We start from the raw sequence: 25547 nt of genomic DNA on the forward strand, positions 1-25547 counted from the left end.
TGCAGTGCGGACGTCATGGCCCCTCGTGCGTCGATCACGGCTTATACATTGCACCTTGTGAATACGGCCTCGTCTGTGTCGCCTCCCCGCGTGTCCTGGCCGATTCTGTGCATTCTCGGTATATCAATACGATGTAACTAGATACTTAGTGCGCATTCCTCAAGCTTCACGATTCTTATGCGACCACAACACGCCACTACAGGGAACACCCATGTCCGTTCGTCAAAGCCTTCTCGCCATCCTCAATCAAGGCCCGTGCTACGGCTACCAGCTGCGAACAGAGTTCGACCGCCGTACCGGGTCGATCTGGCCGCTGAATGTCGGCCAGATCTACAACACTCTCGACCGGCTCGAACGCGACGGCCTCGTCGCCAAGGGCGACACCGACGAGCAGGGCCACGTCTATTACCAGATCACGGATGCCGGTCACGACGAAGTCGCGAGCTGGCTCAGCTCTCCCGTGGTGCGCTCAGCTGCAGCGCGTGACGAACTCGCGATCAAGCTGGCCGTCGCGGTCACCCTGCCCGGTGTCGACATCGCCGCGGTGATCCAGGTACAGCGACACGGGAGCCTGCGCACCTTGCAGGATCTGACGAAGACCAAGAACGCGAGCGGCGAGCCGAAATCCGCTGGCGACCTTGCCTGGCAGCTCGTCGTCGACTCGCTCATCTTCGCCGCAGAAGCCGAGGTGCGCTGGCTGGACCATTCGGAGGCCGCGCTGGCACGGGCCTCCGCCGCCGGACTGATGACGCCGATGCAGCTCAAGCTGGAACCGCCGAAGCGCGGCCGGCCAGTCAAGGCGGTCGCGGACATCGACGCACCGGCCGCTCGTTCGCGATGAGCACGCAACTCGCCGCTGGTTCGATGCGCCCCACAATGACCGATGAACTTCTACGCCTCGACGGGGTCGCCATGCACTAGGGCACGGGCGAGACCTCTGTCTCGGCCCGTTCCGGCATTGACCTCGCGGTATGCCGCGGCGAGCTCGTCGCGATCATGGGGGCGTCTGGTTCGGGCAAATCGCTAACTGCGCCACCGGACGCTCGACTCCCGACCGTTCCACTCGCGCCGTTCAATTACACCGAGAAGTACTTCGCCTCCGGGTGGTGAAACACGAACGCGTCGGTCGACTGCTCGGGGTGCAGCTGCAGCTCCTCCGACAAGACCACGCCCATCCGCTCAGGCTTGAGCAGCTCAACCACCTTGCGACGGTCCTCCATCTCGGGGCAGGCCGGGTAGCCCAGGGAGAACCGGGCTCCGCGATACTCCAGCTTGAACATGCCGGCCACGTCACTCGGGTCCTCGTCGCCGACACCGAATTCCGAGCGGATACGCGAGTGCCAATACTCGGCGAGGGCCTCCGTGAGCTGCATGGTGAGCCCGTTGAGTTCCATGTAGTCGCGGTACTGGTTCGCGGCGAACATTTTGGCCGTGACCTCGTCAACGTGCGAGCCAGCAGTGACCAGCTGGAGGGCGACGACATCCGTTTGGCCTGTTTCCTGCCCGCGCACGAAGTCGGCCAGGCACAGGTGTTTGTCACGGCGCTGCCGGGGAAAGTTGAACCGCAGTCGATCGGTGCCGAGCTCGCCGCCGGAGCCGCCGTCGGGCGCGAGCAGTCCGGCCTGGCCGAGGTGCCCGGTGGGGTCATCACCGTGGTGCAGCACGACCATGTCGTCGCCGTCGGCGACGACGGGAAAGTAGCCGTAGGCGACGGAAGCGTCCAGCATGCCTTCGCCCAGGATGCGGTCAAGCCAGTAGCGCAGGCGCGGCCGACCAACAGTGTCGACCAGTTCCTGGTAGCTCGCGCCGTCTTCGGCCCGGCTGGGCTTGAGCCCCCACTGCCCCATGAAGGTGGCGCGTTCGTCGAGAAACGCCGAAAAATCGGCGAGGGCCACACCCTTGACGATGCGGGTACCCCAGAACGGCGGTACCGGAATCGGGTTGTCGCTCGCGACCTCGGAACGCCCGGGCATCTCTTCGGGTTCGGTCAAGGTGAGCAGGCTCTTCTTGTGAATACGTTTCTTCAGCGGCGGCAGTCCCACCGAGGCCGGGTCGGCGCCGCGGGCGATAGCCACAAGCGGTTCCATCAGGGCGAGGCCTTCGAAGGCATCGCGGGCGTACCGCACCTGCCCAGCGAAGACGCTGTCGAGGTCGTCTTCGACGTAGGAACGTGTGAGGGCCGCGCCGCCGAGCAGAATCGGCCATTTGTCGGCGAAGCCGCGCGACTGAAGCTCGAGCAGGTTCTCCTTCATCACCACGGTGGATTTGACGAGCAGACCGCTCATGCCGATGACGTCGGCGTTGCTCTCTTCGGCGACCCGGATGAATTCGGCTATCGATTGTTTGATGCCGATGTTGATCACGTCGTAGCCGTTGTTGGTGAGGATGATGTCAACGAGGTTCTTGCCGATGTCGTGCACGTCACCGCGCACGGTGCCGAGCACGATCGTGCCCTTGCCGGCCGCTTCGGATTTCTCCATGTGCGGCTCGAGCAGGGCCACGGCGGCTTTCATCACCTCGGCTGATTGCAGCACGAACGGCAGCTGCATCTCGCCGCTGCCGAAGCGGGCGCCGACGACCTGCATGCCGACGAGCAGGTGCACGTTGACGATATCGAGAGCGCTCAACCCCCCGGCTCGGGCAAGGTCGAGGTCAGCCTCGAGGCCCTTGGCCTCGCCGTCGATGATGCGGCGTTCCAGGCGTTCACCCACCGGAAGGGCGGCAAGTTCGGCAGCGCGCTCGTCTTTCAGGGCGGCGGAGTCGACGCCGGCGAACAGGTCGAGCAGGGCCACCAGCGGATCGTAGGTGAGGGTGCCTTCGGCGTCGTATTCACGGCGGTCCCAGACCAGGTCGAGCGCCACCTTGCGGCGGTCATCGGGCACCGAGGCGAGCGGCACGATCTTGGCCGAGTTCACGATGGCCGAGTCGAGGCCGGCCTCCGTCGCCTCGTGCAGAAAGACCGAGTTGAGCACCGAGCGCGCAGCGGGGTTGAGCCCGAACGACACATTCGAGACGCCGAGGGTGGTGTGGATTCCGGGGTACTTCGCCTTGATCTGGCGAATCGCCTCGATGGTCTCGATGCCGTCCCGGCGGGTTTCTTCCTGGCCGGTCGCGATGGGAAAGGTCAACGCGTCGACGATGATGTCCTCGACCCGCATGCCCCACGTGTTCACGAGGGTGTCCACCAGACGGGTGGCGATGCGCACCTTGTGTTCGGCGGTGCGGGCCTGGCCCTCCTCGTCGATGGTCAGGGCGATCACGGCCGCGCCGTGCTCCTTGACGAGTGGCATGATCCGGCCGAACCTCGACGTGGACCCCTCGCCGTCTTCGAAGTTGACCGAGTTCACCACCGGACGGCCACCGATGAGTTCCATACCGGCCTGCAGGACGGTCGGCTCGGTGGAGTCAACGACGAGTGGCAGGGTCGAGGCGCTGGCCAGTCGGGAGACGACCTGCTTCATGTCGGCAACGCCATCGCGACCGACGTAGTCGATGCAGACGTCGAGCAGGTGGGCGCCGTCGCGCACCTGGCTGCGGGCGATGTCGACGCAGTCGTCCCAGTTCTCAGCGAGCATCGCGTCCCGAAATGCGCGCGAGCCGTTGGCGTTGGTGCGCTCCCCGATGGCCAGAAAGGCGCTGTCCTGGTCGAAACTGACATGCTGGTACAGACTCGCGACGCCGGGGTCCGCTTCGAGGGTGCGGGGTTTCACCGTGACGCCACGCAACCGTTCGACCACGGCGGTCATGTGTGCGGGAGTCGTGCCGCAGCATCCGCCGACCAGCCCCAGCCCGAATTCCTTCACGAACTGTTCGTGCGCCGTGGCCAGCTGGTCGGGCGTCAGCGGGTAGCTCGCGCCGGTCTTGGTCAGCTGCGGCAGGCCGGCGTTGGGCATACAGATGACGGGCACGCGGGAGAACTTGGAGAGGTGACGCAGGTGCTCGCTCATCTCGGTCGGCCCGGTCGCACAGTTCAAGCCGATCGCATCGATGCCCAGTGGCTCCAGCGCGGTCAGCGCGGCGCCGATCTCGCTGCCCATCAGCATGGTTCCGGTGGTCTCCACCGTCACCTCGACAAAAATGGGCAAGCGGATGCCGGTCTCACTAATGGCCTGCTTGCATCCGTTCACCGCGCTCTTGGTCTGCAGCAGATCTTGCGAGGTCTCGATGAGGAACGCGTCAGCGCCGCCGCGGATGAGGCCGATCGCCTGCTCGGCAAACGTAGCCTTGAGGTTGGCGTACGTGGTGTGGCCTAGGCTCGGCAGCTTGGTGCCGGGGCCCATCGAGCCGAGCACCCAGCGCACGCGGCCGTCGCGGACTTCGAATTTTTCGGCGCTGGCGCGGGCGATCTCGGCGCCGAGTCGAGCGAGTTCCTCGATGCGATCTTCGATCCCGTAGTCCGAGAGGTTCGACCAGTTCGCACCGAAGGTGTTGGTCTCGATGGCGTCGATGCCGGTTTCAAGGTAGACGTCGTGAATGGCCGCGATGATGTCGGGGCGGCTCACGTTGAGAATCTCGTTGCAGCCCTCGAGCTGTTGGTAGTCGTCGAGGGTGGGGTTGTGGTCCTGCAGCATGGTACCCATGGCGCCGTCAGCGATAACGACAGAGTTGGTGACGGCATCCAGCAATGCCTGGGATCGGGCCGGACGCGCCGCATCGACGGGTGTCTTGGCCTCAGGAGTTTGCATAGTGCTCATTGGCACAGCTTAACGGCGGGTCCGAATCGACTGCGGCCCCGAAGTAACGTTTCTTAGCGTTCGGGATTATGAGTGGCGCGGCGAGCGTCACTACGAGTGGCGAGCGCCACCAGGTTCCCCAGTCACAATCCAGCCGGTCGCAAAGCGAGTCTTCGTCGTCTGCTCCGACTCGCCCCCATCGAGCTGCAGATTGTGCTCCAAAATCTTAGCCTCGATCGCACGAGCGCTGTCTCCATTGCACACCCACACCCTGATTGTGGCGCCGGATGCACTTGGACGTTTCGGCATAGACCAGACTTGAACTACGACACTGTGACCGGACTGAACGATGCGCCAGGCTGCACGAACGGCCTGCAGATTCGACACGGTCGTGGCACCATCCACGCCAGTGACGACCTCCGTCTTCGTTTGCGCGTTGTACCAGCTATCAAAGCTCAGGGTGACCTGCTGATCGATTTCGGCGGGCACGAGCCCCCGCAACCACCTCAGCGCGAGAACGTCAACGCTCGTACCACTCTGAGAAGCCGTGTCATGAGGCACCGTAACGCCGTCGATCGCGCCACGAAAGACCCATCGACCGTTCTGCCGCTTGGCGCCCCCGACTCGGAGGCGCCAAGAACGTAAATCCCACGAAAAGCGCAGCCTGTGCCCGGGTGCTGGACGGCCATAACCGGTGTCAGACACCGGCATCAGAGCCCCCGCATTACCGCCAGTTACGAGCCAAGCCATAGCTGTTCCTCCCCCTAGGCCAACGTTAGACATGTCTATCGTAAGGCTTCCACGGGCCGAGTACCGACAGCCTGTCTACCCGTCCCGGCAAGGGGGGTAGACTCCGAGTACCAACACGGGGGTACGGGATTGAGCTACGAGTCACGCCAGAAACGGGCGTACACGATGGTGGCCGAACTCGGTCTGCCCCGGCCGCTCACGGCCGAACTGCTGCACCGACACATGGAAACGATGCGGGGCAAGAAGATCGTGATTCGCAGTGCGCCGCCGCGAATGCTTGCGGCCGGGCTCTGCGGTCTCTGGATCGCTGTGTCCGGCGAAGATTTCGAACGGATCTACCATGCACCGACTACGTCCAGGGTGCACCGCCAGCAGTTCATCAATCACGAATACGGCCACATGATTCTCAGCCAGGAGAAAGAACTGCTCTCGGCGGAACGTATCGCACTGCTCGCACCGCTCATCCCTCTCGCTCGACGCTATCGTCCATGCACTGGCGCGAAGCCGGTTCACCGACGAGCAGGAAGCACTGGCAGAGGCCATCGGCGATCAGCTGGCCTTGATCATGTTGAGCGATAAGCCCAAAATTGCGCTGGGTCTCCGGACCGGGTTCGGTCAGGTGTTGTAATGCAAACCACCGTGCAGACCTTCGTGCCCGTTGTCCTCTGGATCGCCGTACTCTTATGCGTACCCTCGGCTATTCGGGGAACACGCCGCCCGCTTCTCTGGTTCCTGATCATGCTCGCGATGAGCATGAGCTTGCAGGCACAACCGGTTTATCGATTTGTTGATCCGATTCTGGGCGGAATCAATGCCACGTATTTTCTCTTCCATGCCCTCACGATCGTAGCTATCGGCCTACTCGACGTGCTCGTTCAAGAAGCGGTGTCCGTCGGTGGAAGCACGCGGAGGCGTCGACGGGTGACGGCTCTCGTCGCCGCCCTGATCATCGTGGCGCAGGCAATTCTGTTCTTCTCCAGTGACTGGCGTATTTCGGACAATATTTCCCAGTCTTTCGTTGCCCGGTGGGATTACACCGCGTATGCCTCGACAACGTGGATCGCTATGGCAATTTTTGCCGTCTCCGTGGCGTACGCATGTGTGTCGGACATTCGTAAGCAGCCCAGAATGGTCATCCGGTTGTCCTTGGGATTTATGACCCTTGGCTGCCTGAGCGTTCTGATTTATGCACTCATCAGCCTGATCAGTGCCGTGCAATCCAACGTGGTTCCGGGATTCGTCTTCCAAGGCTGGCCGCGTCTGGCGTATGTTCTCGCCCTCCTCATCGCGCCTCTCAGCTTGGCAGTCGGCCTTGGACTTACCGCTACCGTCGACGGGCTCATCTCCAGTCGAAAGACTTTTCTCGATCGGGTGTTGTTGTGGCGCATTACACCTATGTGGCACCGCCTGCTCTTGACCGCGCCGGACCTCAGCATTGACCGACAGCTCACTCGTCCTGGCCTGCTCGTCGTTCGGCAGCCCGGTCTGCACTTATACCGTCGGTACGTTGAAATTCGCGACACCCTGCTTCTTGACCCGACGCAGGCCGTGTCGTCGGCCGAACAATCGATCATCGATCGGGTCGAACGGCAAACCCAGGTGCCGCCCGAACCGATCCGACACGATGGGATCAATACTGTTGTCTAATCTGCCGGACCATGAGTCCCCCACTCCAAGCCTTCATCCGACCGTCAGCCCTCAGGTGGAGCTGGCCCGAAAACTCAATCTGCTACTTGATGTGGTTGTGGCCGAAGGCAACACTCCATATACCTACAAGCAGATCGAGTACGGGCTCAAGAACAAGGGTGTCGCCTTGTCCCGGGCACGCTGGGCGTACATGATCACGGGCGAGGGCCCGCTCGTCACTGACGCCGCTCTCCTCACCGGAATCGGTGAATTCTTCCGCATTCCTCCGGAATATCTGATCCACTCCGATGGCGAACTGCCTGACCGCGTAGACGCCCAACTCACGTTTGTGAAGAGCCTCCGCGTGCGGAGGGTCGTCAGTTTCGCAGCGCGAATGCTCGGGGATGTGTCTCCCGAGACCTTGCGTTCCATAACAGAGCTCCTCGAAGCAGAATCACCTCACCTCGATGCTCCAGGGTCGGAGACCCAGCGTCGTCATGAGGTCTAAACGACAAGCTCAAACGAACGCCGCCCGTCGCGTGGCTGCCGATGATTGGGAGGCCACCTTCCGTCAAATGGCACTGTACGACTTCGGTAACGACGTCAACATTGGTTTCGTCCTGGCGTATTTTAGGAGCTTCGCCGTTCCGCAAATATCGAACGCGCTTCTCGCGTCCGGCGAAATCACGCACAGCCCGGGCAAACGGTCGACGGACATCGGAATTGTTGTGTATGAAATCATTACGCACGGTTTTGACAGCGAGCGGGGGCGCACCCTGGTGAGCCTGCTGCGCCGCGTGCATGCGGGCGTTCCCGGTACCGATGATGATTTTCTCTACGTGCTGATTAGCCTGCTTATCGCGCCGCTACGGTGGCTTGATAGCCACGGATGGCGAGCCGTGGAGCCAACAGAACGCGCAGCGGCACACCGCTTCTTCTTTGAGCTCGGCCAGCGCATCGGGCTCGAGACAATTCCCACCAGTTTTAACGAAGCAGCGGTGTTCTTCGACGATTACGAAGCGTTACACGTGGCGCCATCCGCTGCAGGAATTGCTCGCACAACCTCAGCCCTCCCCGCATTCACCACTAGGCTCCCCCACTTGGTGCGCCGTTGGGACCGAGAAATCCTGGGCGCGCTCATTGGCGACGTGCGGGTGAGCGCGGCCCTCGGCCTACCAACGCCCAGCCGCGGTTTGACCGCAGCAGTGCATGCACTCCTGAAGGTGCGGAACCTGCGTACCGCGCATTCGGCACCTTTAGAACTGCCAATCTTTACTTCTGGTGCGGCGACGACGATCTACCCGAGCGGTTACAGGCTTTCCGAAATCGGCCCGCCGGAGTCGCGCCGGTAGCACATCGGAACGTCCGTCGCCCAGGGTCAGTGCCCGGTACCGCCAGCGATGGCGTACGACCACAACTCGCTGCTGACACCGACCGGGCGCGCGGCCGGTTCGCCCTCTTTCGGCGTCTCGCTACGGTGTCCGTGGGCGAACGACGGGGAAGTCAACCAGGCCTGGAACGATTCTTCGTCGGCCCAGCGGGTCAGGACCAGCCAGGTGAGGCGGTCATCGGTCGGCTTCAACAGCTCGAAGCCCTCGAAGCCGGGCCGGTCGTCGACGGCGCCAGCACGGGCAGCAAATCGGCGGGCAAGCTCGTCGCCGCCGTCGCTCGGCACGGTGATGGCGTTAATTTTGATAATCGTCATGAAACTGCTTTCTGTTCGAACGCTCGAAGGGTATTTCCTCCATGCTGCCACTCTCAGCTGCCAGCCCGCCCCGGCGCCACTGCGAGCAGCCACAGCCGTGCGATCGGCGTATCTGGATCCCCCGGCACAACGCGTTCCCTATGCTGAACCTACGCGACCTTTCTCCTGATCGGTCCGGGCGTGCCGGACTGAAAACGTGATCGACCGTGTGTAACCGAATTTTTCCCGTAATTTCAACCCTGTTGGAGCTGCTGTGCCGATCACCGCTTTTCTCGATATCCATATCAAGCCCGAGTCCCTCGCCGAGGCTCCCGAGCTGTTACGCAACACTCTGCTCACCACCCGCGCCTTTGATGGATGCCTCGGTGTCGATGTGCTCGTCGACACCGAAGACCCCACGCATTTTGTACTCGTGGAACAGTGGGTCTCACTGGAGCACGATGCCGCCTACCGCACGTATCGTGCTGGGCCGGGTAAATCTTCTTTGGGACCGATCTTGTCCGGCACGCCCCTGCTCACCAAGTTTGAGACCGCCACAGACATCTGACGCAACCGCCGCCGATGCCGTTCGAAACCCTCACCGCTAGGGCCGTTGGCGCACCGGTCTTCTCGTGCTCGATCACGTTGCCTATGCTGGAGGGTATATGCGACTTCTCCTGATCCGCCATGGCCAGACTCCCGGCAACGTTCTCGGGCGGCTTGATACCGCGCATCCCGGGCCTGGCCTGACCGATCTCGGTCTGCGCCAGGCCGCTGCTATTCCCGATGCGCTGCGCTCCGAACCAATTGACGCGATCTTCGTGTCGACGCTTATTCGCACCCACCTGACCGCGCAGCCGCTCGCGGCCGATCGCGGCCTGGAGTTACGGGTCGGGACCGGGTTGCACGAGATCGAGGCCGGCTCGATCGAGGGGTTACGCGATCGAGCCTCCGTTCGCACGTACCTGGAGACCGTGATGGCGTGGGGCACCGGCAACCTGAATAAGAGGATGCCGGGAGCTGACGACGGCCACGGCTTCTTCCGGCGCTTCGATGCCGACATCGCGCTTGCAGCCGCCGACTCTGAGGTCGCTGCGGTCTTCAGCCATGGCGCAGCTATTCGTGTCTGGACCGCTGCCCGCGCGCAAAACGTACCGGCGAGCTTTGCGGGAGAGCACGAGCTCGACAACACCGGTGTCGTGGAATTCATTGGCTCGCCCGAGGAGGGCTGGACCCTGCTGTCTTGGGCCGGCCTGCCGGTGGGCGGGATGGCCCTTGCCGACCTGGGTGCTGCCGACCCCCTGGGTGATCCGCTCCCCGGGGTGTGAGCCAGCGGGGGTGAGCCGGGATGTGCGGGTTGGGGTATCCGTTCTCCGATCTGAAGCTCCAGCCCCGCTACTTCGGCCGGGCGCGGGGAACCCGGGGCCGCACCAGAGCATGGCTGTCGCGCAACAGCTGTTCAACCAGCTCGACAGGCACATGGCCGTCGAGCAGGATCGTGATCCAGTGCTTTTTATTCAGGTGATAGCCCGGCGTGATCCACAGCGAAAATTCTGCGCGTAGGGCACGACTTTCTTCCGGATCACACTTGAGCGACACCGTGAACGGCTCGCCCGCCAGGGCTGCGAGGGCAAAGATTTTGCCGTTGACACTGGTCTTGAACACGCTCGTCTCGTCGCCGAATGGAAATGTCTCTACCGCCTGGGGCAGGCCCAGACAGAGGTCGACGAGCGCGTCCGGGGTCACTCTGCCAACCTAGCCCTGAGCTAGACAGCGACGAGGTTCATCGCATCGGCCGTGAGCTCGACCGAGCGCAGGCGATCCTCGACCAACGGAGACTGGTGAGCGAGGATGAGCTCATCGGCCCCGGTTCCCTCGGCGAACTCCTCGAGGTAGGCGCGCACCTCATCGGCGGTACCCACCGCCGAATAACGCATCATGTCGGCGATATTGCGGCCCTCCGGCGTGGTCAAAAACATTTCGATCTGGTCGTCGTCGTATTCGGGGGTTGCCGGCCCGCGAGAGAGCATGCCGCGCACCCGGGTGCGGCGGGTCGACTCAAACTGTGCCACTGCATCCGCTTTATCGTCGGCGGCGATCACGTTGGCCGCGATGATGAGGTGTGGCGCTGCAAGCTGCTCTGACGGTGTGAAATCACGGCGGTAGAGCGCGATCGCTTCGTGCAACGCGTCGGGCGCGAAATGCGAGGCAAAAGCGTAGGGCAGGCCGAGCGCTGCGGCGAGTCCGGCACCGAACAGCGACGATCCGAGAATGTACAGCGGCACATTGGTTCCGGCCCCCGGCACGGCCTGTACGCCGGGCACGATCGACTGGCCACGCAGGTAGGCCTGCAGCTCTATGACGTCCTGCGGAAACTGGTCAGAAGCGCGCGGATCGCGGCGCATCGCCCGAGCGGTATTCTGGTCGCTGCCGGGCGCGCGTCCCAGACCCAGGTCGATGCGGTCGGGATAGAGCTCGGCGAGGGTTCCGTACTGTTCGGCGATCACGAGCGGTGAGTGATTGGGCAGCATGACGCCGCCGGATCCGAGCCGAATCGTGCTGGTCTGCCCAGCCACGTGCCCGATCAGAATGCTCGTCGCCGATGATCCGATGGTCGGCATGTTGTGGTGCTCGGCGTACCAGACCCGCTCATACCCGTGTTTTTCGGCCGTCTGGGCCAGCGCAACACTCCCCGCGAAGCTCTCCCGAGCGGTCTGGCCGGGGGTGATCGGAGCAAGGTCAAGGATGGAGAGCGCAAGAGTCATACTGGGGGCAACACCGCTGCGCCGAATTCGTTACCCGGTTCTTGGAAGGTTCCCGGATTCGCTTGGTCGGGTCAATCGTGGGGCGTCGCTCGGCTGCGGCATCACTCGCCTGAAACAAACCGTCCGACACCGGGCACGAATCGCCCGACCCGCGCACCGTAGCTGCGGTAATCGGAGTGCTCAGCCCGATGACCCCAAGAACCACGAGCATGGCGCCGACCAAACCCAACGAGATCGCTGACACGATCACCCCGACGTTCATCGCCCAGAGTGTGCCGTGCGGTATGAAGGCCAGGGCTGCCAGCAGGAGGAATTGCCCGGTCACCAGTCCGAGTGCGAGTGCACGTTTCATAATGCGAGGATACGCCCGGTTGGAACGAGCACAACTGCCGGTCAACGCCAGATCACCGCTGTGTCATGAAATGAAACATTTTCGCTTTTTGGCAGACAAACACACGATGACAAGTTAACCTCGTACGAATAGACCAGCTCCGCCGCCGCCGCCGGAGAGTGACATCGGGCTTCGATTCCGATCGCGTGTCGACTTATCGCGCACGATCGGCTCGAGGCACGCGCCTGCTCCGGCCGGTGCATTCGCCCGGCACCTCTGACGAGATGCCCCGCTGAAGTGGAACCACCATGACCGACGACGAACTCCTGCTTGAAATCGACTACACCGGCTATGACAGCTCGTGCCGCGATCCGCACATCACACCGGCCGAGGACCTCGTTGAGTGCCGACGCCTGCGCGGCCACGGTGACGAACCCCACGGTACCAGGGCCGGCATGCGCGCCATCCGCTGGCTAACCGGCGCCGCTCCCCTCGCTGCGTAGATACCCGACTGCTGGCTCAACCTCGACCCATCAACGTGTCACACCACCAGCTAAATAGCTGCCTCACGGTTGCAGCCACCATGCTGTATGTCGTCGAGATTCAAGTGACAGCTTCCTCCATGCTGTATGTCGTGGCTCGGCCCTCGGCCGGCCGCCACGTTCCGCGGGTATCCTCGACAGGTGTATTCAACCGACCAGACCCGAGTACTCGGGACCGCCGAGTGGCGCAGCCTCGAGCAGGCCCACGAAGAACGCGCCGACGCGTTTACCCGTGGCCGCCGCGAGCGCGCGGCAACCGGCCAGACGCATCCGGTCGAGGATTTTCTGTTCACCTACTACCCGTTTCGTCCCGGCTTGTTGCGCCGCTGGCATCCCGGAGCCGGCGTGCTGTTGCAGGGCGCTGCCGCCGAGCCTCGCGCGAACTGGAAGTGGTACCGTCGCGAAGGTAGCGACAGCCAGGTGGATGCCGCCGCCTTCTTCGAGAAGAACGAGCGCGTCTTGCGCTTCATCGGGTCACTGCTCAGTGCGACTCGCCAACGCCCCGCCCAGTTTGGCTGTTTCGGACTGCACGAATGGGCGATGGTCTACCGCCAGGGCGAGCACCGGCATGTTGCGCCGCTGCGGCTCGGCCAGAGCGACACCGACGGCGTCGTCGACGGCAATCGCGTGGCCTGCAGCCATTTCGACGCGTTTCGGTTCTTCACCCCCGCCGCTATTGGTCGCAACCAACTGCAACCGACGAGGGAGAACCAGCCAGTTCTGGAGCAGCCGGGGTGCCTGCACGCCGGAATGGACATCTACAAGTGGGTGATCAAGCTCGGCCCGCTCGTTCCCGGCGAGGTTTTGCTCGACTCCTTCGAACTTGCGCGCGACATTCGCCAGCTCGACATGGAGGCCTCACCCTATGACCTCGCCGCATGGGGCTACGCGCCGGTCGCGGTTGAGACTGCCGCCGGTAAAGCGGAGTATGTGCGCCGCCAGCGCGGTTTCACCGAGCGCAGCAACGTCTTACGTGACCGCGTCGTGGGCCTGCTCGCTTAGATAAACTCCCCCGCTTGCCATCGTGACGGGTTGCCAGACTCTTCTCAGGCTTTGCCATCGCCCCCGCGGACGCCCCTTATGGCGGCGATCGACCCACGTCACGGCCAGCATCATCTCCGCCAAAAACGATGCCTGACACCCATTTGGGGTGCGTCGACCAAACCGGATGGAGCCGAGCTCCGGACCATCTGTGCGGCCCGAGTGAACTTCGGGCCGGAACAGAACAACGAATAGGAGCTCTCATGAATATGATCACGAAGCACACAAACGTTCGCAAGATCACCGCGTTGGGAATCACCGGCGCGGCAGCATCCGCTCTCATCATTGGAGGCTTTGTCGCCCCCGCTCAGGCGTTTGACGGCGACAGCACCAGCACGACCACGAGCACCGACAGCTCGTCCGAGCAGGACCGCCTTGACGTTATCGGCGACCTGTTCAACCTCTCTGGCAACGACTCGACCGGCAACGGCGTGCTCGGGAACGACACCTCCGTCGGGGGCGTCGGCAACGGCCCAATCCTGGGCGGCGGCGTCGTCAACGGTCCGCTGGTCGATGACTCGCTCAACAGCGACATCGGTGATGTCGCGTCGGGCAACGAGGTCGGCAACGACGCGTCCGTCGGCAGCGGCAACGACGTTGTCGCACCGATCGAAGCTCCCGTCACCGCCCCGGTTGACGCCGGTAACGGCACCGATGTTGGCACCGACGTCGGTGGCGTCGACGTTGAAAACATCGACGGCTCGGTCGACTCGATCGTCAACGATGTTCTCGGCGACCTCGGACTCGGCCTCGGACGCTAACGCGTTCGACTAGAAGTGAGGGCGTCTCCCACTCGGGGGCGCCCTTTTCGTTTTTCAGCCGCGCTGGTACGACTCGATGACCTCGCGCATGCGCGGCAGGCCGAACTGGTCGGCGATAGCCACGCCACTGTGCGTGCCGAGGCGGGGGTCGGCATCCGCTTCGAGCAGCAACCGCAGAATCACCTCGTTGTTTCGAAAAACCGCGCAGGAAATGGCGGACTGGCCCATCGTGTTGATAGCGGATGTGTCCGCCCCGCGCCGCAGCAGCTCGGCGACAGTATCGGGGTGCTGCTGGTACGCGGCCACGATCAGAAGCGTGTCTCCACGCGGGTTGACTACGTCGAGGGGAACTCCGGCGTCGATCATCTCGCCCAGCGGGCCGGTCAGGCCGTCGCGAGCGAGGTCGAAAACGCCCTCGATGACCTGCGGGCTAATAGCTCCGCCGGGTACTTGCGTGTTTTCGTTCACTGACTACTCCTGCTCGACAATCGTGTACCCAGCGTATCCGTATCGGTCCGTCGTGCGAGGTGCAGGTCACAGTTTGGGTTCCTGGGTGGCTGGACCTGGCGGCGCGATGGATGGGATGCCGCACTCGGAGCGCGCCGACGTGGATCGCCGAGTTCCTACCTGACGAGAATGTGACGCATCGGGAACCGCCTGGTTACGACGTACCGCTACCGCGCGCTAGTACCAGCCCGATGCTTCCGACTTGTCCCAGGCATCACAGGGTGTGCTGTACCGACTCGCGATATAACCCAGGCCCCAGGAGATCTGGGTCGCAGGGTTGGTCTGCCAGTCGGCTCCGGCCGAGGCCATCTTGTTGCCGGGCAATGCCTGCGGGATACCGGTGGCACCGCTGGAGGCGTTGTAGGCGTTCACGTTCCAGCGTGATTCTTTTTCCCACAGACTCACCAGGCAACCAAACTGATCGTCACCCCAGCCGTACTGGTTCGCCATAAGCTGACGGGCGATTTGCTGCGCAGCGTTGGGGTCTGTTGGAGCCGACGGGCGGGCCGGTGCCGCCGGGACGGCATCGCCAGCTTCGGCTTCAGCAGCAGCCGCCTCAGCGGCCGCCTCAACAGCCGCCTCAGCAGCAGCGGCCTCAGCACTAGCCTGGGCAACCGCTGCCTGCTCGGCGGCAACGCGATCGACCTCGGTCGTGGAGGCGTTCACGTTCGCGGTTTCGGTTGTCGTTACGTCGACGAGCTCGAAAATTCGCTCCGGAGCAAGCAGAGTGACAGGGGAGAGCGAGGCAACGGACGCCGACAGGTCTGTGGCATCCGTCTTGCCTTCCGCTGCAGCGATGACGACGCTGGCACCAGACACGGCACTTTCAGAGGCCTGTTCGGCACGCGCTCGCAAGCGCCCCGCATTGAGTTCCAATTGCTCGACGTGTTCAGCGCCGCTGGAGGCAAGCGCTGTCATCACGGCTGTGCGCGCGTTTTCGTCTGCGATGCTGGACTGCACCGCGAAGCCGGTGCCGACGACCGCGGCGATAGCAGTGATGGCGCCGGCTGCCAGGAAGCGGCTCCGCTTCCGGCTCCGGCGACGACGCGTAGTTTGAGTGCGGCTCGCGTCGGTCTCAAGGGGTGTGGTGGGCGTGGTTGAAGAAGAAATAGGCCTAGCTTTCAGAAAAACGAATCGCTGGCTGTCGCGCGGGCGGTTCTGGTTTGACACTCCACAGGCGGCGTCCGCGGGCGAAAACACCAGTCTGCATGGCTTTCCTGAACACTTCCTCATTTTCACGGCAGCGGTCGTCGACTCAGCCGTCAACGTCCTGAACTCCGGTATCGGCGAGGAAAGAACCCGTAACCCGGTCAGCTCAGTCCGCCGGAGGCGAGGAGAGCAGGGGTGGCGAGCCAAGCAAACCTGCGCCGCGGCATCCGTGGTGGAATAGGGGAATGTTGCACCGAACTGCCCCCGCGCCAAGTTTTGTTCTGTCCCGCGACGGTGTGCAGTTGGCCACCTATGAGCTCGGTGACCCGGAGCATCCAACCGTGGTCGTGGTGCACGGCTTCGCCTCGAGCGTTATCGCTAACTGGCACGCCACCGGCTGGACCCGAGATCTGACCCGGGCCGGTTTTCACGTCATCGGCATCGACCAGCGCGGCCACGGTGCCAGCGACAAACCACACTCCCCCGACGCGTACACGATGGAATTGCTCGTCGCCGACGTTGAGACGGTGCTCGACGCCTATCTGCTCACCGAGGTGTGCTATGTGGGCTACTCGCTCGGTGCCCGGGTGGGCTGGCAGGCTGCCCGCGACCTCGGCGGCCGCATCACCCGGGCGGTGCTCGGCGGGATTCCCGATGGTGATCCGCTCAAAAGTTTTCAGGTAGCGGATGCCCGCGCCCACCTCGAACACGGCCGCGAGGTCAGCGACCGCCTCACCGGCGTCTATCTCGCCATGGCGAAGACATTGCCCGGCAATGACCTCGCCGCGCTCGTCGCCCTGGTCGAAGGCATGCGCGGCGGCCCGCAGCCCGGCGCCGCAAACGCGCCCACTCAGCCGGTGCTGTTTGCCACCGGTAGCGAGGACAGCATTCTCGATGCCTCCCGGGTGTTGGCTGACGCCACGCCAAACGGCGATTTTTTCGAGATTCCCGGGCGCAACCACTTCAACGCGCCCACATCGCGGGCATTCCGCGAGGCGGCCATTGGGTTCTTGAACGCCTAGGCGTCAGCCACGCGACGTGCCCGTGAAAGATACCACCGAAGGCGCCGGCACTGGATTCACCGGTTTGAGAAGTTGGGAAACGCCGCTTGCGTACCCGGCGCTACGCGCCGCTGCAAGCGGATGCCGCGGCCGCGGGCATCCGCTTTGCAAGTTGCCAGACGAGCCTTAACGCCGGGGGCGAACTCTTCGACTACCGTTGTAGTATGACCGCCCCAGACACTACAACGCAGAACGAGGCAGATTCCGCCTCCGTAACGAAGACATTTGCCGACCTTGGACTCAATGACGCCATGCTCAAGGCGCTCAAAGTTGTCGGCTACGAGACCCCCTCGGCCATTCAGGCCGCCACAATTCCCCCGCTATTGGAGGGTCGCGACGTTGTCGGACTCGCCCAGACCGGTACCGGCAAGACGGCTGCGTTCGCGCTGCCCATTCTGAACCGACTCGACCTGTCGCAGAAGAACCCGCAGGCGCTCGTGCTCGCGCCCACCCGCGAGCTCGCACTGCAGGTGTGCGAGGCGTTCGAGAAGTACGCCGCTCACATGCGCGGCGTGCACGTGCTGCCCGTTTACGGCGGACAGGGCTACGGCCAGCAGCTGTCGGCCCTGCGTCGCGGAGTGCACATCGTCGTGGGCACTCCCGGTCGAATCATGGACCACCTCGCGAAGGGCACCCTCGACCTCTCGGAGCTGAAGTTCTTGGTGCTCGATGAGGCCGATGAGATGCTGAACATGGGCTTCGTCGAGGACATCGAGACCATTCTTGCCGACACCCCCGATGACAAGCAGGTGGCTCTGTTCTCAGCCACCATGCCGGCGCAGATTCGCCGAATCTCCAAGAAGTACCTGCACGACCCGGAAGAGATTACGGTCAAGAGCAAGACCACGACCAGCGTGAACACGACCCAGCGCTACCTGATGGTGTCGTACCCGCAGAAGCTCGACGCGCTCACCCGCATTCTCGAGGTCGAGAACTTCGAGGGCATGATCATCTTCGCCCGCACCAAGAACGAGACCGAACTGCTCGCCGAAAAGCTGCGTGCGCGCGGTTATTCGGCCATGGCGATCAACGGCGACGTGCAGCAGGTTCAGCGCGAACGCACGATCAATCAGCTCAAGAGCGGCAAGCTCGACATTCTCGTCGCAACGGATGTCGCCGCTCGCGGCCTCGACGTGGAGCGCATCAGCCACGTCGTCAACTATGACATTCCGATCGACACCGAGTCGTATGTGCACCGCATCGGCCGCACCGGCCGCGCCGGTCGCTCGGGCGCAGCTATCAGCTTCGTCACGCCGCGCGAACGTCGTTTGCTCTCCGCCATCGAAAAGGCGACCCGCCAGCCGCTCACCCAGATGCAGTTACCGAGCGTTGAGGACGTCAATGTGACGCGCCTCACTCGCTTCGACGACGCCATCACGGCGGCACTCGACGAGACCGACCGCATCAGCAAGTTCCGCGACATCATCGCGCACTATGTGTCCCACCACGATGTGCCCGAGGTTGATGTGGCCGCGGCTCTTGCCGTCGTCGGGCAGGGCGAAACTCCGCTGCTGCTTTCAGCCGAAGATGTTCGCGCCCAGCAGCGCCTCGAGCGCGACGAGCGGGTCGAACGCTCCGAGCAGCGCGGCGGTCGTTCCGACCGCTTTAGCCGGGATGATCGCGGCAGCCGCGACGACCGCGGCAGCTACGGCGCCCGCGACGACCGACCGGTGCGCAGCGAACGCCCGGTACGTTCGAGCGGTAAGCCGATGGCCCAGTTCCGCATCGAGGTCGGCAAGCGTCACAAGGTAGAGCCGCGTCAGATCGTCGGCGCCCTCGCCAACGAGGGTGGGCTCAGCCGCGACGACTTCGGGCACATCAAAATCCTGCCGGAGTTCTCGCTGGTCGAGCTGCCCGCTGACCTGTCGAGCGACGTGTTCTCCAAGCTGGAGAACACCCGCATCAGCGGCAAGCTCATTGAGTTGCGCGCCGACAAGGGCGGCGCCTCGCGTTCCGCCGAGCAGGGCGATCGCCCGCCGCGCGCTCCGCGCCGCGAGTACTAAAGCCTGATACAGTCAAGTCCCCTCGTCGTTCGCGACGAGGGGACTTGACTGTATGACTTGCAGATCGCTGCCGGGGCCAATTCAAAAAACACACCTCAGGCATCCTCGGTAACCGCGCAGAACTCATCAGTTACCCCGCGGGGTTTTCTGCACTAGCCACCGAGCAAGGTTCTCGTCCGACCACCGATTGGGGCCTCGCGGCGCGCATAACTCCTGCAATTCGTATCGGGCCCCCGCAACATCCGTAGAAACACACCGGGGTTCCGTTTACGCCCCTGCAAATTGCAGGAGTTATGCGCCGGGCCCGCTGCGAAAGCTGACGACCGGTGCCTAAATCAGGACATCCCGCCGATCCGGCCCGTGCCGCCCAGTCCTGGGCAGCCCGCGGCCCACACCGGCGGGATGTCCTGATTTAGGCACCGCGGGTCAGGCCACGCGTCAGTTCGCGGGCCAGGCCACACGTCAGGACGCGGAGACGTCGACGAGCACCTTGCCGGTGACTCCGCTTTCGACGAGGGCGTGTGCATCTGCTGTGTGGGCCAGGTCGAAGCGGTGCAGCGGCAGGCCCGCATCCGCTCCGACGGGCAATGCGCCGTCACGGAGCGCCTCGTTGATGGCAGCGGCCGCCTGCTGCACGACCTCGATGCCGACGGTGTACAACAACAGGAACTGGTACCGCACGTTCAGGCTGAAGTGTTTGCGCACATCGAGGGTCATCTCGTCGCCGCCATTATTGGCGTAGACCGCGATGGATCCGCGATTGCGAATGACCGCAAGGTCGAGTTCGGAGTTCTGGGCGGGAGCCACCTCGACGATGAGGTCGACGCCATCGGGCGCGATGCTTCGAATTTCGGTGGCGACGTCGGAGTCAGTGTAGGTGAGCACGTGGTGTGCCCCGGCATTTGTTGCGAGGGCCGCCTTGGCCGGCCCACTCACGGTCGTGATCACGGTCGCACCGGCCCAGCGGGCGAGCTGGATGGCGGCGTGGCCGACGGCGCCGGCGCCTCCTGCGACGAGCACGATCTTGCCGTCAAGCGCCCCGGGATGCAGGCGCGTAGGCCCATCTTCGGCCACGGTGAGGGCCCGGTAGGCGGTGATGGCTGGCACGCCGAGGCTGGCTCCCTGATCGAAAGTGGCCGCGGAGGGCAGCAGAAATACGCGTTCGGCCGGAAGCACCGCGTACTCCTGGGCAGTTCCGCTGTCCGCACGCTGGTAGGCGGCGAGGGCGAGCCAGACGCGATCGCCGACAGCTACGTTCGACACACCGGGGCCAACAGCATCGACGACGCCAGCGCCGTCCTGGTTCGGCACGACGTCGGCGAATGCGAGAGCCTCCCCCGGGCTGGTGCCTTGGCGCGACTTCCAGTCGGTCGGGTTCACCCCGCCCACCACGATGCGCACGCGAACATCGCCGGCACGGGGCTCTGTCACTGGCCGATCAACGAGGTGAAGCACGGACGGGTTACCGGTTTCGCTATACACAATGGTCTTCATATAAGAGCTAACGCCGGAGACGTCGGAATGTTTCCCGGCGGCGCCGTACCGGCGATCGTGGCGTGCAGATCGGTCTGAATGGTGCCCCTGGTCCCGGTGGACGCCTGGTCGATGTCGATCTCGCTTGTATTCGCGAGCATGACGGTCCAGCAGAGCGATTCAGCCGGTGTGGGCTGAAGCTCGGCGGTCGCTTCTCCCTCGATCGGCCAGGTTCCCTCGGCTCGCCCGCCACCCATCTGCGGTTCAAGCAGAACGAACGCGCAGACAATACCTCACTGGGAGCGAGCGCGACGGCGGCGTTCCCGCCAGGTCATGGCAGCGAGCGCCGCGGCCTCCCTCTCGCGCTGCTGCCTGGCGGCCTCGCTGCGCACGGCGCGGCGTTCCCGCCAGAGGACGAGCTGTTCGGCCACATCCCGGGTGGGGGTCACCACGGGCGGTCCACCCTGCAACTGCCGCCGTGCCGCCACCACTCGGCTGTTGAAATCTTTCAGGATCTCGGTCACCGCAGCCTCAGACTGCACGCTGTCCAACCGGGCATCGAGCTCGGCGTTCTCGGTGCGCAGGGTGAGGGCCGGTGGACCGAGCCCGGTGATCTTCTCGCTTTCGATCTTCTGACGTATCCACCAGTCCGGGTCATACCCACGCTCGAGGTTGGCCAGCGGCTTGCCGGCACCGGGCAGGTTGTCGAACTCGCCACGACGAATAGCTTGCTGAATAGCCATTTCCACATACTGGGCTCGGGCTTCCATCATGGATTGCCCGGCCGTGTTTTGCTCGGGATCGTTTACGTCTGTCGCAGCGGATTCTTCCTGATCGGGCGGCAGCATGTGCTTGAGTTGGTAGCGGGCCACGTTGAGTCGGGCGTCGCTGGGTTGGGCGTCGCTGGGTTGGGCGTCGCTGGGTTGCCCATCTCTGCGGTCCTTGTTGCCGGTCATGGCTGCCAGCCTAGATCGAGGTGGTCGCCGAGTCGACTTGGAACGCTGCTCGGGAGGGTATCGCCGGTATCTCGAATTTGCCACGCGACATCCACGCGGCCAGCGCTGGCATCTCGCCCGCGAATCGTCATAAAACGCCCCCTGACTGACTCCGGTGGCAACGGCGAACAATCCAACGCGCGGATGCCGGGATGGTTCCGACTGATCGCCGCTGCCCCGTTGGTGCGTGCTGCGGCCTGCGCGGTTGCGAGAGGATAGGGGTTGTGTCTCACCTCGAAGCCCGTTCCGTGTCCGCTTCGATCGATTCGGAAGTGCTGCTCGCGCCCGTGTCGTTCGCTGTGCCGGCAGGCACGGCGCTCGCCATTCTGGGCGCGAACGGCTCAGGCAAGACCACCCTGCTGCGCATCATCAGCGGGCACCTGCGACCAACGGCGGGCGCGGCACTGCTCGACGGCCGGCCAGTCGATGAACGCAACCGCACGGCGCGACGCGCGATCTCGGCCCGGATCGGCCTTCCGGCTTTCGCCCGCGAGCTGACCGCCCACGAGCAACTGCGTTTCATCGCCACCACCTGGGGCCGCACCGGTTCGACCGCAACGGATGCCGCGGACGCCACCATGCAGCAACTCGGCATCAGCGAACTTCGCAACCGGTTCGTGCACGAGCTCTCCTCCGGGCAGACCCAGCTACTCTCCCTAGCCACGGCCCTCGTGCGGCCGTTCGACGTTCTCATTCTGGACGAACCCGAGCAGCGCCTCGATGCGCACCGCCGGCATCTCGTTGCCACGGCGGTGCGCCGGGAAATCGACCGCGGCGCATCCGTCGTGATCGCCAGTCACAACGTCGAGATGGTCGACTCGATCGCCGACGCGACCGTGACGCTCGGGCACCAGTGAGGCAGGTGCTCCGGTCGGCGCGATCGGTGCTGGCCGAGCGCCGGGCCCGGGCGGCCAGCGACACCGGCTACCTGATTTACGTCTCGGTGCTCGTCGTCGGTCTCGTGGCCGTTCCGGCCACGCTGGCGATCGTGCGCGGTCTGGCCCAACCCCCGGTCGTGGCCGCGCTCAGCTCCCCGGGCAGCGCCCGGATCGTCGGAATGATCGCGGCAGCGCTCGCTGCGGGGGCCCTGCTGCTTGGTCATACCCGCGGGCCCGTGGTTCCGAGTCCGTTCCTCACGGAGTTTCTGGCGGGGAGCGACCTGCCCCGCCATGCCACTGTGCTCCGCCCTTTTCTGGTGAGCGGGGCCGTGCTCGCGTGCTCGGTCGGTGCAGCGGTGGGTCTCGTGGTCGCGGCGCGATTGGTGAACGGCGCGGCGGCATCCGTTTCGGCGGTGCTGGTCGTGCTGGGGTGTCTCGGTTTCTCTGGCCTGCTCACCGTATTCTGGCTGATGGGGCAAAGCCTGCCGCGCCGCATCACGGTCGGGCTGGCGCTCGTCGTCGTGGCGATGGGCGCCGCGACGAACGGTGACACTCTCAGGTTCACCCCGTGGGGCTGGGTCGCCCTGCTGTGGCAGGGAGTAAGCACGGGTGCGCCCAGCGTCTGGTGGCCGGCGATCGCCCTGGGAGTATCGTCGCTGGCGCTCATCGGCGTGCCCGCGCTGCTGGGCAACCTGCGCGCAGACGAGATGATGGCGCAGTCGCGGCGTTGGCAGTCCATCTCAACATTGGTGCACATCGGCGATGTCGCCGGGGCTTCTGGAACGCTGCGCGACCCACCGACTCGTGGGCGACGCCGGCGCATTCCCCTGACCGGTCCGCTGATGCTGGCGATCGTGCAGCGCGACGTTATCGCTGCCGGGCGGTTTCCGGTGCGCATCACTCTCGGTTCGCTCGCCCTCGTCGGTGCCGGCTGGCTCACCGCCGTGACTGCGGCAATGCCCGATGGCGCCGACTGGATCACGGCCCTCGCCGGGGTGTCGCTGGCCTACCTGGGGGTGGGCGTCTGGTGCGATGGCCTGCGCAACGCCGCCGACAACGCGACTCCGGGTTCGCTATATGGGGGCAGCCCCCTCACCCTACTCGGCGCTCACTCGGTTATCCCTCTGCTCGCCGCCGTCGTGTTCGGCTCGCTCGGGGCCGTAGGCGGGGCTGTGGGCGGGGCCGTTGCCTGGTGGATGCTGCTGGCGGTGTTCATCGTGCTCGTGCGCGTTCTGGACTGCGCCAAAGGGCCCATGCCGATCGGCCTGCTCCTGCCAGTGCCGACCCCGGTGGGAGACGTGTCGATCCTCAATGCGATGGCGTGGCAAGCGGATGCACTCCTCATCGTTCTCGTCGTTGCCGGCGGTCTCACCGTGCACGTCGGGGCAGCGGGGACCGGAGGGGCTGGACTGGGAGCGGCCCTGTGGCTGGCCGTCGCCGGAACGCTCGTGGCCGCGCTCGCCCTGCGACGCGTCCGTGCGCTCCGTCGATAACGCTCGTGTCGAGGTTGCACAATTCTCGAAATGGATGCCCGACCATGAGACTTCGCACCGTGAGGCGAAGCGGGTCAACTGGTATGTTGCGAGGGTGACTGACACCAGCGCGCCGAACCCAGCGACGCTTCCCTCCGGCTGGGTGCGACTCGACCGTGCCGGCTGGTGGAGCACCTTCGCGGCAACTCCGCTGAACGGCATCCTCCTGGGTATCCTGCCGATCAACCTCGGAACCACGTTGGCGCAAAGTTTCGACATCTCGATCTGGTGGGGATTCCTGATCGCCCTCGGCGCTGTCGTTCCGGTGTTCTTAGTGCTCTACCTCGTGCAGCAGCTGCGCTACCCGCAAGCCTCGGTGAACTTCGACACGAACGAACTGCGGGCCGGGCGGCGGGTCGTGCCCCTGGCTGAGATCATTTGGGCTCGCCTCGACATGTTCGACCGTCAACGCGCCCACACGCGCATGCTCACCCTGCGGTTCGGCGCGGAGGGCGGGCCGCGGGCATCCGTTCGTCTGCGCGGTCGCAGCGGACAAACACTCCGCGCCGCGGTGACCGACTGCGTTGCCGAGATCATTCGCCGTTCATCGATCGTCGTGCCTTCGACGCCCAATGACCCCAGCGGGCGCTTTGCCCGCTACAACTTTCCCGGTTCGCTCGGCCGTTCTGACGTTCTCGAGGTCGTGCTGAACCCGCCGACCATCGACGATCCCACGCCGGTGCTGATCTCCTGAGCGGATGCGCCGGCCGTCGCCTCATCGGAGCGGGCGGCCTCGTCGTTCTCGCCGTGAGCGTCGCCATGTGCGTCGCTGTGAGCGTCGTCATGAGCGTCGCCGTGTGCGTGCGGCAGTCCCGGCTCGTCCGGCGAAAGCGCCTCGGCGGCCAGCTCGACGCGTTCCTCCCCCACAGCCGCGATGCCGCCCAGGATCAAAAGCCCGCCGAGCAGCTGCAGCGGCGTCAGCACTTCGCCCAGCAGCAGCCAGGCGAACAGCGACGCGAAGATGACCTCGAGCAGGCCGACGAACGAGGCGAGCCTCGACCCGAGAATTCCCGCCGCCGTGATGCCCGCCACATACGCGAGCGCGGTGCTGATAATGGCGAGCGCGAGCAGCGGCGCCCACCACGGCACAACCGTGCCGAGCAGGGACAGGTCGAGAAACGATGCGGTGAAAGGAAGCAGACCGGTCAGGCCGAGCAGGCCGAGGGCTGTTCCCCCGACCAGCAATCCAAAGGCCGCCAGTGCGATCGGCGGCAAGCCTTCGGTCGGGCGCGCAGCCACCACGAAGAACACCGCGCAGGCGATGGCCGCGCCGAAGGCGAACAGAACCCCCATCGGGTCCACGGCCCGAATGGCACCGGGCCCGATCACGAGCAGTAGCCCGCCAACGGCGAGAGCCGATCCGAGCAGCACCGTGCGGCGGGGCATCCGTTTGGTCGTCACCCAAACGAAGCCGACCAGAATCAGCGGAGCGAGAAATTCAATCAGCAACGCGGTCGAGACTGGAATGGTCTGGAGCGCGGCAAAATAGGCCAGTTGCGTACCCGCGACACCGACGATGCCCATCCCGAGCACGCGCCAGCGACCCCGCCACAGGGCCCCCCAACGCCCGCGCAACGAATACAGCGCGAATGGCAGCAAGACGAGCCCGGCGGTCCACGCGCGGGCAGTCACGGCGGCTGTCGGTGACCAACCAGCTTCGAGCATGGGCTTGACCAGCGCGCCGGAGGTTCCAAACGAAATGGCAGCAATGGCGGCAACGATCACGCCTCCCGGCAGGGACGAGATCTTCATGCGCCTCCTTCACAAGACGTGGGC

At 64.5% G+C, this 25547-nt stretch carries 27 protein-coding genes; 14 read left to right on the forward strand and 13 right to left on the reverse strand.

From position 1 onward, the window contains the following. The first annotated feature begins 211 nt into the window (after positions 1–211). Positions 212–841, forward strand: coding sequence for a PadR family transcriptional regulator (locus CXY72_RS15380; protein WP_104128531.1), 630 nt, complete (start codon positions 212–214; stop codon positions 839–841). 235 nt (positions 842–1076) lie between these two features. Here the strand turns inward: CXY72_RS15380 and metH are convergent, their stop codons facing one another. From metH to CXY72_RS19635, 3 genes are all read right to left on the reverse strand, one after another. After that, on the reverse strand, positions 1077–4694 hold the full coding sequence (gene metH, locus CXY72_RS15390; RefSeq protein WP_233197867.1) for a methionine synthase: 3618 nt from the start codon (positions 4692–4694) through the stop codon (positions 1077–1079). Between the two features lie 90 nt (positions 4695–4784). Next, positions 4785–5162, reverse strand: a complete 378-nt coding sequence (locus CXY72_RS19325; protein WP_146071201.1) for a hypothetical protein — start codon at positions 5160–5162, stop codon at positions 4785–4787. 402 nt (positions 5163–5564) lie between these two features. Beyond that, positions 5565–5966: a hypothetical protein gene (locus CXY72_RS19635; protein WP_158252599.1), complete on the reverse strand. Its 402-nt coding sequence runs from the start codon at positions 5964–5966 to the stop codon at positions 5565–5567. A gap of 84 nt (positions 5967–6050) precedes the next feature. Between CXY72_RS19635 and CXY72_RS15405 the strand changes: the two genes are divergently transcribed. From CXY72_RS15405 to CXY72_RS15415, 3 genes are all read left to right on the forward strand, one after another. Further along, complete coding sequence (locus tag CXY72_RS15405) at positions 6051–7070, forward strand: DUF6545 domain-containing protein (protein WP_104128535.1); 1020 nt, start codon at positions 6051–6053, stop codon at positions 7068–7070. Continuing rightward, entirely contained in the window at positions 7063–7557 is a 495-nt protein-coding gene (locus CXY72_RS15410; RefSeq protein ID WP_233197868.1) for a hypothetical protein, read from the forward strand. Before CXY72_RS15405 ends, CXY72_RS15410 begins: the two co-directional genes overlap by 8 nt. A 67-nt stretch (positions 7558–7624) precedes the next feature. Further along, positions 7625–8401 (forward strand): oxygenase MpaB family protein, encoded by a 777-nt coding sequence (locus CXY72_RS15415; RefSeq protein ID WP_158252600.1) that lies wholly within the window; start codon positions 7625–7627, stop codon positions 8399–8401. A gap of 26 nt (positions 8402–8427) precedes the next feature. Here CXY72_RS15415 and CXY72_RS15420 read toward each other — a convergent pair whose 3' ends face one another. Beyond that, the gene (locus tag CXY72_RS15420; protein ID WP_104128537.1) at positions 8428–8754 is read right to left on the reverse strand and encodes an antibiotic biosynthesis monooxygenase; all 327 of its coding nucleotides are present in this window, start codon (positions 8752–8754) and stop codon (positions 8428–8430) included. A 253-nt stretch (positions 8755–9007) separates the two neighbouring features. Here CXY72_RS15420 and CXY72_RS15425 point away from each other — a divergent pair, with 253 nt between their 5' ends. Then, on the forward strand, positions 9008–9301 hold the full coding sequence (locus CXY72_RS15425) for a putative quinol monooxygenase (RefSeq protein WP_104128538.1): 294 nt from the start codon (positions 9008–9010) through the stop codon (positions 9299–9301). 97 nt (positions 9302–9398) lie between these two features. Further along, on the forward strand, positions 9399–10061 hold the full coding sequence (locus tag CXY72_RS15430; protein WP_104128539.1) for a histidine phosphatase family protein: 663 nt from the start codon (positions 9399–9401) through the stop codon (positions 10059–10061). A 67-nt stretch (positions 10062–10128) separates the two neighbouring features. Here CXY72_RS15430 and CXY72_RS15435 read toward each other — a convergent pair whose 3' ends face one another. The 3 genes from CXY72_RS15435 to CXY72_RS15445 are packed head-to-tail and all read right to left on the reverse strand — an operon-like array spanning position 10129 to position 11850. Continuing rightward, positions 10129–10479: an MmcQ/YjbR family DNA-binding protein gene (locus CXY72_RS15435; protein ID WP_104128540.1), complete on the reverse strand. Its 351-nt coding sequence runs from the start codon at positions 10477–10479 to the stop codon at positions 10129–10131. 20 nt (positions 10480–10499) lie between these two features. Then, complete coding sequence (locus tag CXY72_RS15440; protein WP_104128541.1) at positions 10500–11498, reverse strand: LLM class flavin-dependent oxidoreductase; 999 nt, start codon at positions 11496–11498, stop codon at positions 10500–10502. Beyond that, complete coding sequence (locus CXY72_RS15445; protein WP_104128542.1) at positions 11473–11850, reverse strand: hypothetical protein; 378 nt, start codon at positions 11848–11850, stop codon at positions 11473–11475. The genes CXY72_RS15440 and CXY72_RS15445 overlap by 26 nt, the downstream gene beginning before the upstream one ends. 287 nt (positions 11851–12137) lie before the next feature. Between CXY72_RS15445 and CXY72_RS15450 the strand changes: the two genes are divergently transcribed. The 3 genes from CXY72_RS15450 (at position 12138) to CXY72_RS15460 (ending at position 14173) form a co-directional block, all read left to right on the forward strand. Then, complete coding sequence (locus CXY72_RS15450) at positions 12138–12332, forward strand: hypothetical protein (protein WP_104128543.1); 195 nt, start codon at positions 12138–12140, stop codon at positions 12330–12332. Between the two features lie 180 nt (positions 12333–12512). After that, positions 12513–13373, forward strand: coding sequence for a 3-methyladenine DNA glycosylase (locus CXY72_RS15455; RefSeq protein WP_104128613.1), 861 nt, complete (start codon positions 12513–12515; stop codon positions 13371–13373). Positions 13374–13615: 242 nt separating this feature from the next. Then, on the forward strand, positions 13616–14173 hold the full coding sequence (locus CXY72_RS15460) for a hypothetical protein (protein WP_104128544.1): 558 nt from the start codon (positions 13616–13618) through the stop codon (positions 14171–14173). 54 nt (positions 14174–14227) lie between these two features. On the opposite strand, the gene CXY72_RS15465 is transcribed toward CXY72_RS15460, so the two are convergent. Next, complete coding sequence (locus tag CXY72_RS15465) at positions 14228–14641, reverse strand: ankyrin repeat domain-containing protein (RefSeq protein ID WP_199184059.1); 414 nt, start codon at positions 14639–14641, stop codon at positions 14228–14230. 216 nt (positions 14642–14857) lie between these two features. After that, complete coding sequence (locus CXY72_RS15470) at positions 14858–15850, reverse strand: hypothetical protein (protein WP_158252601.1); 993 nt, start codon at positions 15848–15850, stop codon at positions 14858–14860. 224 nt (positions 15851–16074) lie between these two features. Here CXY72_RS15470 and CXY72_RS15475 point away from each other — a divergent pair, with 224 nt between their 5' ends. Next, on the forward strand, positions 16075–16851 hold the full coding sequence (locus CXY72_RS15475; RefSeq protein WP_104128546.1) for an alpha/beta fold hydrolase: 777 nt from the start codon (positions 16075–16077) through the stop codon (positions 16849–16851). Positions 16852–17054: 203 nt separating this feature from the next. Continuing rightward, positions 17055–18893 (forward strand): DEAD/DEAH box helicase, encoded by a 1839-nt coding sequence (locus tag CXY72_RS15480; protein WP_104128547.1) that lies wholly within the window; start codon positions 17055–17057, stop codon positions 18891–18893. 462 nt (positions 18894–19355) lie between these two features. Here the strand turns inward: CXY72_RS15480 and CXY72_RS15485 are convergent, their stop codons facing one another. From CXY72_RS15485 to CXY72_RS15495, 3 genes are read right to left on the reverse strand one after another with little or no spacing between them, the layout of a single operon-like run. Continuing rightward, complete coding sequence (locus CXY72_RS15485) at positions 19356–20387, reverse strand: NADPH:quinone reductase (protein WP_104128548.1); 1032 nt, start codon at positions 20385–20387, stop codon at positions 19356–19358. Next, positions 20384–20623, reverse strand: coding sequence for a hypothetical protein (locus tag CXY72_RS15490; RefSeq protein WP_104128549.1), 240 nt, complete (start codon positions 20621–20623; stop codon positions 20384–20386). The genes CXY72_RS15485 and CXY72_RS15490 overlap by 4 nt, the downstream gene beginning before the upstream one ends. A gap of 36 nt (positions 20624–20659) precedes the next feature. Continuing rightward, on the reverse strand, positions 20660–21322 hold the full coding sequence (locus tag CXY72_RS15495) for a DUF1992 domain-containing protein (RefSeq protein WP_233197869.1): 663 nt from the start codon (positions 21320–21322) through the stop codon (positions 20660–20662). 263 nt (positions 21323–21585) lie between these two features. Between CXY72_RS15495 and CXY72_RS15500 the strand changes: the two genes are divergently transcribed. From CXY72_RS15500 to CXY72_RS15510, 3 genes are all read left to right on the forward strand, one after another. Further along, positions 21586–22218, forward strand: a complete 633-nt coding sequence (locus CXY72_RS15500; protein WP_233197870.1) for an ABC transporter ATP-binding protein — start codon at positions 21586–21588, stop codon at positions 22216–22218. Beyond that, complete coding sequence (locus CXY72_RS15505) at positions 22215–23732, forward strand: hypothetical protein (RefSeq protein WP_104128551.1); 1518 nt, start codon at positions 22215–22217, stop codon at positions 23730–23732. Before CXY72_RS15500 ends, CXY72_RS15505 begins: the two co-directional genes overlap by 4 nt. Before the next feature lie 94 nt (positions 23733–23826). After that, positions 23827–24465, forward strand: coding sequence for a hypothetical protein (locus CXY72_RS15510; protein ID WP_146071205.1), 639 nt, complete (start codon positions 23827–23829; stop codon positions 24463–24465). Here the strand turns inward: CXY72_RS15510 and CXY72_RS15515 are convergent. Then, positions 24369–25523 carry a DMT family transporter gene (locus CXY72_RS15515; protein ID WP_104128553.1) on the reverse strand — a complete coding sequence of 385 codons (1155 nt, stop codon included), beginning with the start codon at positions 25521–25523 and terminating at the stop codon, positions 24369–24371. The genes CXY72_RS15510 and CXY72_RS15515 overlap by 97 nt on opposite strands. Positions 25524–25547 lie beyond the last annotated feature (24 nt).

Origin of the sequence: Cryobacterium sp. Y57 (assembly GCF_002929505.1) — a bacterium.
Classification (GTDB): Bacteria; Actinomycetota; Actinomycetes; order Actinomycetales; family Microbacteriaceae; genus Cryobacterium.